At 46.9% G+C, this 16,406-nt stretch carries 15 protein-coding genes; 3 read left to right on the top strand and 12 right to left on the bottom strand.

Annotation, left to right across the window (positions count from 1 at the left end):
* Positions 1-64: 64 nt before the first annotated feature.
* Together RQP52_RS12345 and RQP52_RS12350 are read right to left on the bottom strand one after the other, a co-directional pair.
* Complete coding sequence (locus RQP52_RS12345) at positions 65-1,141, bottom strand: polysaccharide pyruvyl transferase family protein (RefSeq protein ID WP_315951795.1); 1,077 nt, start codon at positions 1,139-1,141, stop codon at positions 65-67.
* Positions 1,142-1,179: 38 nt separating this feature from the next.
* Positions 1,180-1,887 carry a glycosyltransferase family 2 protein gene (locus RQP52_RS12350; protein WP_315951796.1) on the bottom strand — a complete coding sequence of 236 codons (708 nt, stop codon included), beginning with the start codon at positions 1,885-1,887 and terminating at the stop codon, positions 1,180-1,182.
* 220 nt (positions 1,888-2,107) lie between these two features.
* Here RQP52_RS12350 and RQP52_RS12355 point away from each other — a divergent pair, with 220 nt between their 5' ends.
* From RQP52_RS12355 to RQP52_RS12365, 3 genes are all read left to right on the top strand, one after another.
* Positions 2,108-2,620: a hypothetical protein gene (locus tag RQP52_RS12355; protein ID WP_315951798.1), complete on the top strand. Its 513-nt coding sequence runs from the start codon at positions 2,108-2,110 to the stop codon at positions 2,618-2,620.
* A gap of 130 nt (positions 2,621-2,750) precedes the next feature.
* A complete protein-coding gene (locus RQP52_RS12360) occupies positions 2,751-3,845 on the top strand; it encodes a polysaccharide pyruvyl transferase family protein (RefSeq protein WP_315951800.1) in 1,095 nt (364 codons plus the stop codon).
* Entirely contained in the window at positions 3,832-4,731 is a 900-nt protein-coding gene (locus RQP52_RS12365) for a glycosyltransferase (protein ID WP_315951802.1), read from the top strand. Before RQP52_RS12360 ends, RQP52_RS12365 begins: the two co-directional genes overlap by 14 nt.
* Positions 4,732-4,800: 69 nt before the next feature.
* Here the strand turns inward: RQP52_RS12365 and RQP52_RS12370 are convergent, their stop codons facing one another.
* The 10 genes from RQP52_RS12370 to RQP52_RS12415 all read right to left on the bottom strand — a co-directional run bounded on the left by RQP52_RS12370 (position 4,801) and on the right by RQP52_RS12415 (position 16,211).
* The gene (locus RQP52_RS12370) at positions 4,801-5,604 is read right to left on the bottom strand and encodes a sulfatase-like hydrolase/transferase (protein WP_315951803.1); all 804 of its coding nucleotides are present in this window, start codon (positions 5,602-5,604) and stop codon (positions 4,801-4,803) included.
* A gap of 57 nt (positions 5,605-5,661) precedes the next feature.
* Positions 5,662-6,351, bottom strand: a complete 690-nt coding sequence (locus RQP52_RS12375) for an LrgB family protein (RefSeq protein WP_315951805.1) — start codon at positions 6,349-6,351, stop codon at positions 5,662-5,664.
* Positions 6,344-6,697 carry a CidA/LrgA family protein gene (locus RQP52_RS12380; protein ID WP_315951807.1) on the bottom strand — a complete coding sequence of 118 codons (354 nt, stop codon included), beginning with the start codon at positions 6,695-6,697 and terminating at the stop codon, positions 6,344-6,346. The genes RQP52_RS12375 and RQP52_RS12380 overlap by 8 nt, the downstream gene beginning before the upstream one ends.
* A gap of 14 nt (positions 6,698-6,711) precedes the next feature.
* Entirely contained in the window at positions 6,712-8,796 is a 2,085-nt protein-coding gene (locus RQP52_RS12385; protein ID WP_315951808.1) for a hypothetical protein, read from the bottom strand.
* 36 nt (positions 8,797-8,832) lie between these two features.
* Positions 8,833-9,717 (bottom strand): NAD(P)-dependent oxidoreductase, encoded by an 885-nt coding sequence (locus RQP52_RS12390; RefSeq protein ID WP_315951809.1) that lies wholly within the window; start codon positions 9,715-9,717, stop codon positions 8,833-8,835.
* A gap of 50 nt (positions 9,718-9,767) precedes the next feature.
* A complete protein-coding gene (locus tag RQP52_RS12395; RefSeq protein WP_315951811.1) occupies positions 9,768-10,649 on the bottom strand; it encodes a carbohydrate ABC transporter permease in 882 nt (293 codons plus the stop codon).
* 34 nt (positions 10,650-10,683) lie between these two features.
* On the bottom strand, positions 10,684-11,601 hold the full coding sequence (locus RQP52_RS12400; protein WP_379172534.1) for an ABC transporter permease: 918 nt from the start codon (positions 11,599-11,601) through the stop codon (positions 10,684-10,686).
* Between the two features lie 566 nt (positions 11,602-12,167).
* A complete protein-coding gene (locus RQP52_RS12405) occupies positions 12,168-12,524 on the bottom strand; it encodes a helix-turn-helix domain-containing protein (protein WP_315951813.1) in 357 nt (118 codons plus the stop codon).
* A 69-nt stretch (positions 12,525-12,593) separates the two neighbouring features.
* Positions 12,594-14,495 carry a hypothetical protein gene (locus tag RQP52_RS12410; RefSeq protein ID WP_315951815.1) on the bottom strand — a complete coding sequence of 634 codons (1,902 nt, stop codon included), beginning with the start codon at positions 14,493-14,495 and terminating at the stop codon, positions 12,594-12,596.
* A gap of 153 nt (positions 14,496-14,648) precedes the next feature.
* Entirely contained in the window at positions 14,649-16,211 is a 1,563-nt protein-coding gene (locus RQP52_RS12415; RefSeq protein ID WP_315951817.1) for a type 2 periplasmic-binding domain-containing protein, read from the bottom strand.
* Between the last annotated feature and the right edge of the window lie 195 nt (positions 16,212-16,406).

Consider the following 16,406-nt stretch of genomic DNA (forward strand, 5'->3'; position numbering starts at 1 on the left):
GATGAGGACGATCTTGGCATGGTTGCTTATAACGATTACTTAAATTTCCATAAAACCCATTTTCTCAGCCCCATGCATGAAGGAAAGGAGAGCGTAAGCTTGTTTGATAAGCAGAAATGTTAGCTTGTAGGCGATGCCTATCGAGATCCCAATTCTCTAGAATGTGAGATGAGGTTTGTTCTAATTTCTCCACAAGCCGCTCCTCGTCCGTTGAAACTACAGAGGAGTGCAGCCCGATTGATTCTACGAAATCAAATGTTTTCATCCGATAACCAAGTGCGATGAAGGGAACTTCAGCCGCAGCTGACATGACATTAGCGTGCAGCTTGAAATTTACTGTGAATGCGCAGCGCTTCATAATCCTCATCAACGCTTGCGCCGAATAAACCTTCGGTGCGATCCGCACAGCTTCCGGGCTGCCGATCTTATCCGCCAACCTTGTCAATGCCTCTCTATCAGGGTTCCATACGTAATATAAATATAGCTTGTAGCCCGCTTGTATCCACATCTTGCAAGCTTCCGCCAATTGATTCTCCACAAGCTCTTCCTGACTCCCATAAATCCGGTTATAGGAAGTCCCCCAGTTGATCCCCACAACCTTCTCATTAGAAGGCCACATTTTGGTATTGATAGGCGGCTCCAAATCATCCGAACACAGCAATACACCCGGATCTCCGCTTACGATGAACCTATCGGCATCCACATCAAGATATTCCAGCAGCTTTTTGGTAAGCGGTCCCCGCACACCGGAGAATATAGCATTTTGGCTTATGTTCTTCAGCATTTTCCTATGTTCAGGCGTTGCTTGATACTGAATCCTCCCTGTATCTCCACTTGATAGACTTAACATATCTTTTTTAGTTATCCAATCGACGCCACTGCCCCATACAGCCACTTGCTTCCCTTGCTTCAAAGCATGATGCAAGACATCCACATAACCTGGAATAAGCAGGGAACCCCCGCCAAGTACCACGACATCATAATCAGCCACATCCTGTAAACTTACGCCTGGCATGGAGGGTACGACCGTAACAGGTTGTTCGGGCATCATGAGATTAGCACTTTCACGAAAAACATCCCACATTAAGTCGTCTCCGATATTGCCGAAACCAATCCACCCTACATAGAAAACTTTTCGCATCCCAGTCTCCCTTCCTGACTCGTTATGTCAGATCATTTCTATTTTCGGAAAAACTCCCTTGAGCGTTGGTTTTCATGTCTTCTATAGAAATAAAGGGGTTCTTTCAGATTGTCTACCTTCATACCTGCTGCTATACAGCGTGCAATGAAATCGTAATCCTCGACACCGACACCACGCCTAATCGGTCCTCCGATCTGATCGAACACGCCAGCACGGAATAATATCGTTCCATGACAAACACAATGACCACCGTTTTTATAGACCGCATTTATTTTAGAAACGCCATAGCTGAGCCATTGCTCCCGTTTACGGCTTTCGAAGTGACCATCCTGGAAATATTCATAGGAGGTTCCAATCATATCAAGGGATGGATGCTCGCGCATGGATTCGACTTGCCTCATAATCCTTCTGGAATGCGATAAATCGTCTGAATCTTGCATGGCAATGAATTCGCCTTTGGCCAAATACATGCCCACATTGACCGCTCCCGCATAACCTGTATTGCGCGGCAGCTTTACGGCATAGAAACGATCTTCAAACGAGAATGTTTTTGCCGTTTGCTCTTTAATCTCCTTCCATCTATGAATCTTGTTCCAAGTTGAGTCCGTTGATCCATCATCCACAACAATGATCTCTATTTCCTTATAGGTCTGTTTAAAAACACTATTCAAACACGATTGCACATAAGCTTCCGAATTATAGCAAGGAACGATGATACTTACACGGCCTGGTATCACTTCTCTCATCATTCATCCTCCGGCTTCATCTCTATACTTCTAATAGATGCACCCTATCATGAAATGGAAAGGGGCAGATGACGGACTGGATATACCTATTATTGGAAATCTAGTTATATGAATCCCTAGCAAACATACATTTTAGAAGACTTAGACGTATGTTGGAAGAGTTTGGTAAATACCGAGCATATGATATGGCATGTCTGAAAAAGGAGGAGGTGCAACTAAAATGTCTCTAAACTTAATTCAAAACTTTTCCTTTGAAACTGGCATTAACCCATGGCAAACAGCTGGTACAGCCGGTACAGTAAATCCATTAACAGGCGCATTCGAAGGCAGCTTTGTCGGCACATTAGGTCCACTTGTCGCACTACTTCCCGGCAATGCAGTCATAAGCCAAGCATTCCCTGTCCCTGCTGATGCCGTTAACCTACGTGTGAGCTATGCGCTTCGTCGACTTTTGGCAGTAGCTCCGATTGTAAACGGAAATATTCAAGTTCAGATCGTATGGCAACGAGGAGCAGATGGCGGCTATGCCGTGATTTCCAGCGAAGTACTAGAAGACATGCCAGGTACGGATATTGATCTTTCGCTAGAGTGGGAAACGCACGTTGTAGTGACAGGTCCTAAACCTGCCCTAGCTGAGCAAGCCAGAATTCGCTTTATCTTGTTTGCCTCATTAATTGAATTAGGCGTTGCTGGCACTTATATTGATGAAGTTGTCGTTACAGCTGAGTCCTAAGATTAACAAATGAATGCCTATCAGGCTGTCGACTACGTGTCGACAGCCTGATTTCTATGAATATATAACATATGTGTAAACCTTGAATATGATGTAGTTGTAGCAACTTTTTCTGAACGGAGGTCACATCTTGGCCAAACTATTATATTTGGGTGAAATTGGGTATCGAAATGCAGGAGACGAAGTCATGTGGGACATCTTCAAGCAGGAAACCAGACGATTCATCCCCAATGAATTGAGCTTGTTGGAAGCTTGCAGGCAAGAGTATGCGCATATCTCCGGCTACGATATCATCGTCCTTGGCGGCGGTTCTCTGCTTGCTCCAAGCTATATTTCCTTGCTTAGCAAAGCGATAGAGCTCAAGAAATCAATCTATATTTGGGGCTCAGGAATCGATAAAATTGCCGGAAGAGCCGGTCTCGATAGCTTACTAAACAAGAAACAAATGCCAATGAACATCGTCGATCCAAACATAATCAACCAATTAAATAAAATCATTTCATATTCTCGCTACACAGCCGTCAGAGGGCCGCTAAGCCACCGATTTCTACAATCCATTGGCGTGAATACATCGAAAGTTCAGATTAGCGGAGATCCCGCTTTCTTACTACAACCGGGCGATAGAGCTAAAGGGTTATTTACGCAATACTTCGATCCGCAAGATGCGGTTGTCGGCATCAATTGGGGAACGGCGAATAATCAAATTTTCGGAGGCAAAGAGGACATTGTCGAAGATCAGCTTGCAGCAGCCGCTAAGTTATTGATCCATAAAGGCTACTCTATTCTTTTATACAATGTATGGCCAGAAGATGTCCCGGCTAGCAAACGGTTATTAAATAAAATAAACAGACCCGGCAAAGTGAAACTCGCGGATACCGTGTATCCTTATCAACTTATGGCTTTAATCCAAAAGTGCCGCTTTACCATTAACTTAAAGCTTCACGCTGCTATTTTCTCTGCCGTTATGCAGGTACCCTTTATCTCATTAGGTTATCGCTTCAAAATGTTTGACTTCGCAGCCTCTATCTCCATGCTGCCCTTTGTCATACCAACCGATAACCCTTCCGTAAACCTTGAAATCCTGCGTTTATCCCAAGACATTGAGAAGAATCACGCTACTTTGGTTCAAACCATGAAGAAAGAAGTCAACAAATATACAGGAAGGCTGTCCGCCGCCTTTTTTGTAAACACGTTAAGAGAGGAGCTGCGCAATGGACGCCAATGAAATAGCAAAACCGCAACCCGCCATTTTAATGTGCTATGGAAAAACTCCGTACACCCCAGGAAGATACTTAGAAGACGCTTTTCGCCGAATTGGCGTCCGAGTCGTTCGAATGGAAGAAACTGTTGATTTTGCCGCGATCAACTTGAGCTCCTATCTGGGCGTACTCTTTGTTGAAAGTCCCTCTCGCCCGAAAGTGCTTGTCAAAAACATACATCTCGTTACCATTCCGAAACTGTTCTGGATCCATCACGGTGAAAATCGTCTAAACGCGAACATTGAGATGTGCGGATGGTATAAACCGGATCTGCTGCTCATGGCTCATTCCCTACATCTCGCGCATCAGTTCCCGGCTCCGGTTCGTTTCTTCCCGTTCGGCGTTGATCCGCATATTTTTCACTCAGCGACTCCTTTGGTAGAACGGCCGTTTGACATTTCTTTTGTCGGTGGACAAAGCGCCTTGTACCGTACGCGGGAGGCCAGAATGAAATATATGGAAACGGAACTCAAGGGCAAACGAACGGTTTCTTTCAATAAAAAAGTCTTTCTTCATGATCTGAGCTCACTTTACGGGAAATCCAAAATTGTTTTTAATCATACAGCTGATTCGATTAAGGCTTTCAATATGCGGATTTTTGAAGGAATGGGCTGTGGGGCTTTAGTTTTTACGGACTATGCGCCCGAACAGGAAATGCTGTTTCAGGACAGGACTCATTTCGTGTTGTATCAATCGAGGAATGATTTGATGAATAAAATCGATTATTACTTAAATAACCTGCAAGAAGCACAGCTTATTGCAGGTAAAGCTCAAAGCTATGTACGTCAATTCCACACCTATGACCATCGAGCCGAGCAAATTATAAATTGGATGGAAAAACTTAGAGCCTAATCCATCCCTAAATCATCGCAGATGAAGGGGCAAGCGACGCCCCTCATCTTCGAACGATATCAAAGCCTGCTAAAAACGGTGGTTGGTCTTGTGCGGGACTACATTCGCCGTTTCCTGATAAAAAGTCAACATCCGGTCCTTCAGTTCAGCGAGTACGCCGGCGAAAGAAGGATCATTTATCCGATTGACCGTTTCGCCGGGATCGCTTTTCAGGTCGTAAAGCTCATCCGACTCATATAAGCGCCTTACATACTTATGTGTTTTGGTGCGGCACATGACGGCCTTCGTATGTTCCGCCTCTTCACTCTGCTGCAATCCTACTCGTGGCCAGTACAAGCCGGTTGGCGTCGTTTGGGTGACACTGTCCTTCTCTATGCAGTGAATTTCACCATGGATTCTGCCGCCCTCGCAAAAGACGGCATCGCGGTGCTCATCCGTTACCCCGGCCAGAAGCGGCAGAAGCGAGCGTCCGAAATGGGTGTGCTCCGGTTTCAAATCAAGTAACGCCTCAACCGTAGCGGGAAAATCAATTAATTCCACCAAAGCGTCGCTGACTCGCGGTACAATGGGAATGTGTTTCGGCGGTTTAATAACAAAAGGTACCCGGGTTAACGTATCCTCAAACGTATTCTGCGTTTTCTCCACGATCCCGTAATCTCCTGCGAAATCACCGTGATCGGAGAAGAAGAACACCGCTGTTTCGTCATAAATACCCGCTTCCTTCAATGCATCGAGAAGCAGCCCGAACTGATGATCCACTCGGGAGCACATACCGTAATAAGTCGCCCTCAGCTCGTCCCAGCGTTCCTCCGTCCATCTTTGAAGATTCTGCCTTTCGTAAATCCCCTCGTAGTTCCCCTCGCTCTTGGACATGTCTTTTTGTAAAAAAGCTGCCCCTACGGTCATTACAGACCTTTGAGACAGCCTCGTTTACTGCAATATCCAATACAACGGAATAACAAGCAATGAAATAAAAATCCCGGTTGCCGCCATGGCGAAACCACTGACACCGCCCTGCAGCTCCGATTCTTTGACCAGCCTGGCTGTTCCGATCCCATGAGAAGCGGTTCCGATGGCTGTTCCGATCGCGATATCGGCCCTGACGCCACACAGCCTTAACAATTCAGGGCCAATCATGCTCCCTATCAGACCTGTCAACGTTGTCACGATAACACCTAGCTCGGGGATGCCGCCCAAATGGCGGACGATTTCAACCGAGATCGGTGTCGTCACCGATTTAGGGATCATCGTTACCCAAATGTTTTTCGCTGCTCCTAAGCTCCACGTTATGCCACCCGCGCATACTAACGCGCTGATGGAACCGGTTGTAAGCCCAGCTAGAATAGCCGGCAGATTACGGCCAATCGACCTCGTCTGCTTGTAAAGCGGCACGCCCAAACCTACCGTAGCCGGACCCAACAGTAACGCAATATAATCCCCGCCAACCCGATATGATTCATAGGGGATGCCACAAATAAGCAATATCGCAATAATACCCGTCGATGTGATGAAAAGGGGGTGCAGCTTGCTCCATTTTTTGTGCAGCCCTTGCGCGATTGCATACACGATAAGCGTTAATGAAACGCCAAACATCGGCTGTTGAAAGAACGCATTATCCACCTGAGGAAACCTCCCTTTTCTTCAGCATAGCCGACGTCACCCAGCCGCTGACGAGCAAGCCGACGAGCGTACTGACCACAAGACTGAGCGCAATCTGGAGCAGCATGCTTTGGAGCAGCGGCCACACGGCCAAGATCCCCACGATATAGGGAACAAAAAAGGCAAGCATATGGCGCAGCAGAAACTGCGTGCTGGTTTCCACCCATTCCAACCGGACGATGCCGCTAAACAGAGCCAGCGTAAACAGGATCAATCCAATAACATTACCGGGAAGCGGAATGTAGGCGAAATGCTGCAGCGCAATTCCCAGCATGTTAAATCCCAGCAAAATGGCAAAACCACGCATTGAAATAGCTCCTCTTATTTTTCGAATCGACGTGCCAATTCAATATCCGCTCTCACATCTTCCAAGTAATAGGGATACCCGAAGGTGCGTTTGACTCGAGCCATAAAATAAGGCTTGTTATGTAAGCTCCAGTAATGTCCGAGTTTTTCCCAATGCGCAGCTGCCTGCTCCAAGAGGGTAACGGCCTCGGCCTTATGCCCGGTATGTTCGTTTAATTTAAAGCGATTAAGCTCAAGGGAGGCTTTGAATTTACAGGCATAGTACCTGGACATCTCTACGTAGGCAAAAAGGTCGTGAAGTGTGCAAGCAGCATGACTGCAGCATAACTCACCAAGCTCGTTGGACAGCTTGATGGCGACACGTTCGGTCTGATCGGCAGCCTCTTGCAGCAGCTTCACGATATCAGCAGGTGTTTCACGGTACTCTTCGAACAGGCTCTCTGCGTTGTCTTCCCGTTCTGCTTGTGCATACTCGGCTATGGACATAACACCAACCCCGGGCATAGGTACAGCGTTCACGAAATCCAGAATTGTCTTGAAACCGCTGACCTCCGACAAGCAGCTTTCGGCATGCCACTGGAAGTCATAATCGATCCAGAACAAGCGGTTGACAGCCGGTATGACAGAAGAGGCGCTTCGCAAGCCTTCCAAGAAAAGAGGCGCATGAACCGGACCGTAATGGGATTTCAATAGATGCACCCAGACGTCGTCACTTATCTCAGGGTCGTACGACAGCCGGCCCCAGAGCTGGAACTGGAAGATATGCCGTTCAAAATCGTACTTCCATGTCTTGTGCCCATGCTCAACATGTTGAAAATCGCTGCCCCACAAGTAACCGTCTGCTCCCCAGTAGAAGCCTTTCACGTGCGGCTTAATCATGCCCTTGACATAAGCGCGGACGTACTCGGGATCTCCCCACCGATGGGTGAACACGTCGTCGTTGCGAACCGTGTACAGAATGTTGGTCTTCTCCAGGTCGATGCCTTCCCAAGCACCCCAGAGACGCTCAAATTGAGGCTCCTGATGGGAATAGCAATGGGCATTCGAATATTTCCAGCTGATATAAAATTGGTCGGAATCGAATTGGCTCTGCACCATTTCTTTAATTTCTTTGCCCGCATTCTGCATATTGGTGCGATGAATAAATGGGATGTCTCTTCCCGACTGTTTGATCGCCTCCACATACGTCTCGACAATCCACTTCTCACGTTCATACCCGTTGCCGTCCATCCATTCGCTGGCCGAAGTCCCTAACCCTTTCAGCTCAGGATAAGTGAGCAGCAGCTGAAGCACCATTTCACGAATGTAATCTCTAATCAATTCTGATGCACCGCGAAAGCGATTCAGCGGGTATCCAACCCGGTGAATCAGATTATCGTACATATTGCCGAAATCTCCTACAGCTTCAGGGAGCCCCAGACCTTTCGCCACTTCCGGGGTTATACGGATGTTCCAAGTAAAGAGATAAATGTCGATCCCTCTGTTGGCGGCATAACGAAACATCTCCCGGAAGAACCGGATATTCTGATTGATTTCTGAATCGCTATACGGATTGGCATCTCTGAATTTCGGAGAGACAACCATCCGGTCGTAGGGATGCTCGGACCACAAACTTAAACAGTTGTACCGGTTTAGCGCGAGCATATCGATATAAGCTTTCCAAAAGCCAATATCCATGCACGTTCCCTCATTCAAGACGAATGGATCTCCTGAATCAAAAGGTGCGTACGGCAAATTAAATTTAATGCCGCGCAAGCGTAGTGCTGGCTTACGGTACATCTCTTCCCCATCCGCCAATTCCGCTCCGCGTGCCAACCGTTCTGCGTATTCCAGACATCCGTACATAAGTCCACGAGAATCAGCGCCTTCAATGCGGATCAATTCCCCTTGACGGGACAGGCGAAAGGCCTGCTCTTCACCGGGGGTTTCGCCCTTCTGTACACGTAGTTTCTGAACGACGATTCCCCGTTCAGGCGTCAGTACCAAGCCTTTGCCGTTATACTGCTCAACGAAAAACTGTCCCCTCGCATCCAAACTCTTCTTGATTTGATTCATGCCGAACAGGATCATCTCATCCTGGTGGTCGTAAACGAGTTTCATAGACGTCCCTCCGCTTCATTAGAAATTCTGGCGATTCTAACGGTATATTTTGACCAATGCCTGCGTACCGCTGCTCTCTTCCCCTGTTGCAGCCAGCCTTTCATACAGGGTCTTTGCCAGCGATAGCCCGTATGCCTCAAGCCCCATATCTTCAGCTGACTGCAAGGCAATGCCCAAGTCCTTGATCATATGCTTGACATAAAATCCCGGCTCATAATTACCTTGAATAATCCTTGGTCCAAGGTTGCTTAACGACCAACTCCCGGCAGCTCCGGTCTCTATGCTTTTCAGCACCCTGGTAGGATTCAAACCCGATCGTTCAGCATAAACCAACGCTTCGGAAACTCCCATCATATTGGCTGCTATCGCTATTTGATTGCACATCTTTGTGTGTTGACCAGCGCCTGCTGCTCCTTGATAGACGATATTGCTCCCCATCGCTTGAAAGACAGGCAAAACGGCTTCGAAAGCTTCTTCGTCACCGCCAACCATAATGGATAGCTTCCCGTCTCTAGCTCCAATATCTCCGCCAGAGACTGGTGCGTCCAACGATTGTAGTCCACTTTGCCGTGACTCCTCGTAAATCCGCAACGCCAATGCTGGACTTGAGGTCGTCATATCAATTAAATAGGAACCAGGTTTCGCAGCAGTTACAATTCCTGAAGGTCCCAGGAAAATATTCTCCACATCACTGGGATACTCGACCATGGTAATCGTCACATCCGCATTGCGAGCTACGTCCGCAGCCCCATCTTTCCATATTGCGCCTTCTTGCAACAAATCTTCCGCCTTGCTTTTCGTTCGGCTGTATACGTACAGGCCATATCCGGCCTTCATCAGATTTCGCGCCATGCTTTTGCCCATTACTCCCAGACCGATAAAACCGATTTTGACTTTTCCTGCTGATGCTGATTCATTCATGTTCATACCCATCCTTTGACATTAAAATTGTTGTATAGATCAACCTTCAATCACCCTTTGACAGAACCCAGCATGACACCTTTGGCAAAATGCTTTTGCAAAAAAGGATAAACAAGCAGGATAGGAGCCATAGCCAGCATAATAGCCGCCATGCGGATCGTTTCCTGAGGCACAATCCTGTCGTCTCCGCCCGCGCCCGCTTGTCCGACACCGGTGGAGTCCGAATCGATGACAAGGGATTTAATCAACACTTGAAGCGTCCACTTTTTGGAATCCGAGATATAGATAAGTGCGTTGAAGTACGTGTTCCAATGAGAGACAGCAAAGAACAGCATAAATGCGGCAATTGCCGGCATCGACAGTGGGATGATGATACGCAGAAATACCCCAATCTCCGTGCACCCGTCAATGCGTGCGGATTCCTCGAGCTCCGGCGGGTGCGACTCCAGGAAGCTTTTAATGACAAGCAAACTCCACGCACTGGTAAGCGTTGGCCAAATCAGCGACCAATACGAGTTCAGCAGTCCCAGCTGCTTGATGAGCAAATAGCTCGGCAATATGCCCGCATTAAACACCAGCGTGAAAATGACGGCTGCCAGTAAGATCTTTCTTCCCGGAAGTGTTTTCTTGGTCAACACATAAGCGAAGCTGAAAGAGACAATGAGATTCAAGATCGTTCCGATGACCGTGACGAACACCGTGCTTTTCAGCGCATGGATAAAGCTGTTGGTCGATAAAATATATTTATAAGCGGACAGTGACCACTTGTCAGGAAACAAATAAAATTTCAGCGGGATGTACACCTTCGGATCGGTGAAGGATACGCTAAACACATAAATAAATGGAAACAAACACACAATCGAGATCAAGGCCAACAGAGAATAGTTCACATAATCAAACATGGTTAGTTTCTTTTTGGCAACAAAGCTCATCGTTCCATCCTCCCTTTTTCAATCCCTGATCACCTTAATATATACCCTCGTGCCCCAGCTTCTTCACAATATAGTTGGAGACCAAGACCAGTACCAAACCGACCACGCCTTTAAACATCCCAACCGTCACACCGATGCTAACTTTTCCTTGCAATACGCCAATGCTGTAGGCATACGTATCGAATACTTCCCCTACGGAAGAAACAAGTGGGTTCATCATCAGAAGCACCTGCTCGAAGCCGACATCCGCCATATGCCCCAGACGCAAAATCAATAAAATAATGATGGTAGGCCGGATGGCAGGCAGCGTTATGTGCCAGATTTGTCTCCAGCGGCTTGCTCCATCTACAACAGCTGCTTCGTACCTCTGAGGGTCTACGCCAGCCATGGCAGCCAGGAAGATAATCGTTCCCCAGCCGGCTTCTTTCCACATATTTTGTGCGGTAATAAGCGCCCAGAAATAATTAGGATTGGATAAGAAGGCGATCGACTCATGCCCCCAGCCCGTAATGACTTTGTTCACGATCCCCACATCCGAAGACAGGATGAAGAAGGTTAGACTGACAACGACAACCCAAGACAAGAAATGCGGCAAATAGACGATAGATTGGTTAAATCTTTTAAACGCCTCATGTCTCACTTCATTCAGCATTAGGGAAAGCACAATGGGAACGGGAAACATGAAGATTAAACCAAAGATGTTGATCGCAAACGTATTGCGCAGCATGATATAAAAGTTGGGGTCCGAAAACAGCTCGACGAAATGCTTCATCCCCACCCATTCACTTCCGCTGATTCCTGCATAGGGATTATACTCGGTAAAGGCCAGCACTAGCCCCCACATCGGAGCGAATTTAAAGACGATGAAATAAAGCACGCCAGGTAAAGCAAGTAAATAGACATATTTGTGCCGGGCCAAATTTGTCCAGCTGCGGGAGTGGGTCTTCGCCATGCCTTTGGTCGTTAACTCTGCTGTCGACGGCATCATCTTGCACCTCTCTTTTTATATTCCTGGATGTTCTGATGTTCTACGTTCGGATTCATGTAAACCCTTTCATTACAATATCTACTATATAACCGGACTGTTAGGCATCCTATAGACAATTCTTGAGAAGCCTGTGCAGACTGTGCGAACGTCAATATTTGTCCTTGCATCAAAATCTGTCCGGTATCGACGATGCACCCTTGAGGAACTACAGGGCGCTATTCTAGCAAATTCAGCCCGTTTCCGCGTTCGAGCAGAACTACAGGGCGTTATTTGAACGCCTCATCTCGTTTTCTTTAAGAAAACGGACAAATAGCGGTCCACAGTTCCCCTCCGCACGAAATAGAACCTATTTCGATGAAATAGCGCCCTGTAGTTCCCTTCGCCGGGAGGAACCGCCCAAACAACAATTTTCATGGGCTGGAGGCGCTCAACACAAATATAGGGGTAAGCTTCGCTTACCCCAGTACCCAAAAGAGGCTGCCCCCGCCATTGTCATGGCTATTGGAACAACCTCACCTATTCAGAACCTATTAACGTTGACGTGTCCGGAACATACTCGGAGACATTTTGATAAACCGTTGAAAGATACGATTCAGGTTACGCTCGGAATACCCTACGGCCATCGCGATTTCACTTACGTTTTGATCCGTTTCCGTGAGCAGCCTCTTGGCCTCATCGACCTTGCACTCCACAACGAAATCAAGAAAGTTGACACCCATCTCCTTTTTAAAAAGACGGCTTAAATACGAAGGGCTGAGCCCTACTTGCTCGGCGCATTGCACCAATGACAAATCGCTGCCGCAGTTCTCCCGAATATGCTTGCATACCTGCTGGATAACGGATTGACCGGATTCATTCCGGTAATTCGTTGTCAACCAGATGTACATCGGAAATAAACTCCCGGCAAACCAATCCGCGATTTCCTGCGACGTCTGCCTGGTGTGAAGCTGCCCAAACTAGTCGTGATCCAAGATATCGAGAAGTGTCGCCCCTTGCTTTTCCAAAGAGGATATGAGCGTGGATAGCAGTAAATGATAGCTTTGATAAATAAAACGATAGGATTGGGAAGCGCGAATCGCTTCGGAAAAAGCGGCCAAACCTTCCGCAGCCAGCTCCAGCTCCCCTTTATCCAAAGAGTCAATAATGGCGGTTTCGAATTCCCGAGGGTAACGGAAAGCCGTCTGCTTTTTCTCATTTTCCAAATGCTCAATAAACAGGACGTTCTTCGTATGGTTGAATATGCGATACTGCAGCGCGCTTTCCGCTTCTTTACAAGAAACCGGCACATCCTCGATGTGAAAGTAGAATCTGCCGACGCCAGCCGTCGCTTTCATCGACAGGTGCTCCTTCAAGGAGTCGCAGACGGATTCCGCATATTCTTCTGTAAGTCGAAGCATCTCTTCTTGCTCCGTATCGGCCCTGAACTGCAGCAGCGCTACCCCCCGGCCTCTGTCAGGAATCACATACCCGCGCACGCTGGGATAAGTCTGAATGATTTCTTGCATGACATTGGAGATGACAAAGGCAATGATCCCCTTTTCATCCGGCCGAAAACGCTTCTCCCTCGCAATATTATCGGCATCCACGATGATGGTGACATTCGTCGCATGTACGGTAATGCCATTGGCTTCACAATCGCGAAGCAGCGGCTCTTTTCTTAAGTATTCTCCGTTAATCAACTGCTGAAGAAATTTCTCCCTAAGTGTAGGTTGAATACTAGCCATAAAACCACCTAGCTTTTCCGTTTCCATGTTTAGAAAATCCAGACATTCCTTGATATAATCGAGTTCGTTTTGTTTATTTTGGATTTGCCCGATCCTCAGTGCCTTGCTGTGCTTCATCAACTGCCCGATGGGGTTATAAGCGCGCTTCGAATTGAAATAGGTCAATACGACTCCGAAAGTAATGAAAATAAACAAAAATAGAAGGGTTACATTGCGTATCCAGTTCAGCTGGCCGGCAATGGTTTTCTCAGGTACGATGGTAACGTAAATTCGCCCGTATATATTTTTGGTATATAAAAAATGAGCTTGTTCTCCATCGATGCCTTTGCTCAGGAAACTGCCTGTATTACTGCTTCTATCGTTGATACCGTCTATGCTGTCCAAACCTTTCAATAAAGGAAGAACCTGATCGTAGCCCAGCTCCTCACTGCCAGGAATGACTTTATGATGAATGACGAACAAATTCTGTCTCATCGGCAGTAAATACGTGTCGGAATCCAAAAATTCACTGATCGCAGACTTTTCAATTTCAAAAGCGAGAATTCCTTGCGCTTGACCGTCCCCCATATTAGGAAGCCGACGGGCAAATGTCACGTAACCGTCCTTCTGCGCAGAAGGCAAGTAAGCCCACTGAGAGAGCTCTCCGCTAGCGATGATAGTATCAATATCATTTTTATAGGGATAAATCTCTTTTTCGATAACCCCATAACGGTTCGATAACACCACATTTTCCACAGTATTATAAAAATAAACTTCATCAATAAAGCTGTCGCTATTTTTGACCAGATTGATTTTATCCAGGAAATCCCGGTGCCACAGCCAGCTGTTATCTTGATTCGGGTCTAGAAAGAAGCCCGTTAGAATAGGGTCAACTGCGAGCTGAAGCGATTCCTGCTCAATGGTCTGAAAAATTCTCTCCGCACGATCCTTCATGCTCGATAACGACGAATTGCTTTCGTTCATGATTTGCTCTTGCGCCCGGTTCATAGCAAATTGATAGTACACTGCACTAGCCAGTATTAAAGGAATGCAAACAGAAATGCATCCAAGCCAAATCAGCTTATACAAATACCTACCCTGACTGGTGACATGTTTGGAACCTGACTGACGAATGTGTTTTATCCAGTTAATCATATTGCCCCCCACATCCATTTGCATGTTTATACTGTCTAAGTATACTTCGCTTTGTCATAGGACGAACCCTTTGGCAGCCGTTATTCATTTAAGCCCTTTCATATAGCAAAGAGGAGTCTAAGGCGCTAGCCCGCGATCTCCTCCAGCTTATTCTTATTTGCCGAAATACTGCTTGTAGCTCTCTGCAAATTCCTTATAGGCTTTCTTCAAATCCTGATTTTCATTCAGTTTATCTACATAACTCTTGTACTCTTCCATCGTAATCTGGCCAACAATCGCTTTCGTTGCCATAGCCTGCCATTCCTTCTCATACTTTGGCCACACGTTAGTCCACGTAGTGGAATTGATAATCGAGAATGGATTAAGCTTTCCTACTTGTCCGTAGACTTCGACTTCTTTCATTTTGGCATCGTTGTAAGCTTTCGGCGCTGAAGGATTGAGTACTTTCATCTTGTTGTTAAACGCCAGCGAAAATACCTGATTCGCATTAGTAGTGACCTGTTTGACTCCCAGATCTGTCAGCTGTGGTTGGCCATCCACGACTTTATTATGCACACCTTCGATACCGTAATAGTTGAAATCCGTATACTCAGCCGTCGTGGTTTTCTCAAAATAATCAAGAATTTGCTTCACTTTTGCTTCCGGCACCTTTTTGGAAATATAGAATGCGCCGAATGTCGGATTCGCCAAACTGACCGTCACACCGCCTGGCCCTTTAAGTGGCGGGAGGGTGATGACTTTCGCGTCGGGCTGTGTCTTCTGGTTCATCTGTTCCCAGGTATAATCGCGCCAGATATTTCGTACATAGGAGGCGGCGCGCCCAGTCGCGTACATTTCTTCCGCTTGTGTTTTCTTCATCGAAGAGAATTCTTTCGCCAGAATACCGTCCGCATACAATTTGCGAAGCCATTCGACCATTGCGGTATAATTAGGAGTCAATTGATTCTTGATCAATCCGCCATCTTTATCATAAACCGGGTTAAGCGCGCCAAAAGCTCCCGAATACGTATCATCACCGTCAGCCAGTAAGAAGCCATGACCGATGATGCCAATTGTATCCTTCTTGCCGTTGCCGTCTACGTCGCTGTCCACAATCTTCTTCAGATCTGCCGCATACTCATCAATCGTTGTTGGGATAGGCAGGTTCAGCTTATCCAGCCAATCTTTGCGCATCTTAATGCCCAAATCGATTTGTGGACGGTTGCGAGGAATGCCGTATACCTTTCCATCCAATTTCATATAGTTCCACACGTTCGGGCCGCTGTTATTTTTCATGTTCGGGTATTTGCTGAAATCGCCGAGGAATGGCGTCAAATCCCAGAAAGCTCCTTGATTGATGGCCTGAAGCAAAGTAGGCCGGGTCATATTAGTGGATACAATAATTTCAGGCAAATTCCCCGACGCCAGCACCAAGTCAAATTTTGTATCGTAATCGCCCGATGGCACCCATTCCACATTCAATTGGGTATTGGTTTTCTTCTGCCATTCCGTCCAATACTCATCATTCATGTTCGGCACATCCGCATAAGAAGGAACAAGGAACTGAAGTTTCAACGGCTCCGCTGATGCTGGTGTCGCCTTATTTGAATCCCCCTGTTTCGCCACATTGTCAGTACCTCCCGCCGGTGCACTGTTATCCCCACATCCTGCCAAGACGCCAACTGAAAGCATGCTAGCCATTATCATACTGAAACACTTTCGATACAGTTTCGACATCGGAACCCCTCCTCAAGTTATTTCGAATCGCGTGACCATTCGCAAGCACTCTGTATTTCGGTAACGCTTACATTTCTTATTCTAGCTTCTGATCCGGAAGCACGTTAGCGACACTTCTTGTTATTGCGGCTATTTGGAGCCAACCGCAAATTTTGTCCGGGCGTGAATAAACTGTCTGTTCCTCATTGTAGCACG

Source organism: Paenibacillus violae, from assembly GCF_032461945.1.
Lineage (GTDB): Bacteria > Bacillota > Bacilli > Paenibacillales > NBRC-103111 > Paenibacillus_E > Paenibacillus_E violae.

Coding starts and splice junctions, on each gene's coding strand:
- RQP52_RS12400 (WP_379172534.1), bottom strand. CDS start 11,601: ATGGCGAAGACCCACTCCCGCAGCTGGACAAATTTGGCCCGGCACAAA.
- RQP52_RS12345 (WP_315951795.1), bottom strand. CDS start 1,141: ATGCGAAAAGTTTTCTATGTAGGGTGGATTGGTTTCGGCAATATCGGA.
- RQP52_RS12405 (WP_315951813.1), bottom strand. CDS start 12,524: ATGTACATCTGGTTGACAACGAATTACCGGAATGAATCCGGTCAATCC.
- RQP52_RS12350 (WP_315951796.1), bottom strand. CDS start 1,887: ATGAGAGAAGTGATACCAGGCCGTGTAAGTATCATCGTTCCTTGCTAT.
- RQP52_RS12355 (WP_315951798.1), top strand. CDS start 2,108: ATGTCTCTAAACTTAATTCAAAACTTTTCCTTTGAAACTGGCATTAAC.
- RQP52_RS12415 (WP_315951817.1), bottom strand. CDS start 16,211: ATGTCGAAACTGTATCGAAAGTGTTTCAGTATGATAATGGCTAGCATG.
- RQP52_RS12385 (WP_315951808.1), bottom strand. CDS start 8,796: ATGAAACTCGTTTACGACCACCAGGATGAGATGATCCTGTTCGGCATG.
- RQP52_RS12370 (WP_315951803.1), bottom strand. CDS start 5,604: ATGTCCAAGAGCGAGGGGAACTACGAGGGGATTTACGAAAGGCAGAAT.
- RQP52_RS12365 (WP_315951802.1), top strand. CDS start 3,832: ATGGACGCCAATGAAATAGCAAAACCGCAACCCGCCATTTTAATGTGC.
- RQP52_RS12380 (WP_315951807.1), bottom strand. CDS start 6,697: ATGCGTGGTTTTGCCATTTTGCTGGGATTTAACATGCTGGGAATTGCG.
- RQP52_RS12390 (WP_315951809.1), bottom strand. CDS start 9,717: ATGAATGAATCAGCATCAGCAGGAAAAGTCAAAATCGGTTTTATCGGT.
- RQP52_RS12410 (WP_315951815.1), bottom strand. CDS start 14,495: ATGATTAACTGGATAAAACACATTCGTCAGTCAGGTTCCAAACATGTC.
- RQP52_RS12395 (WP_315951811.1), bottom strand. CDS start 10,649: ATGAGCTTTGTTGCCAAAAAGAAACTAACCATGTTTGATTATGTGAAC.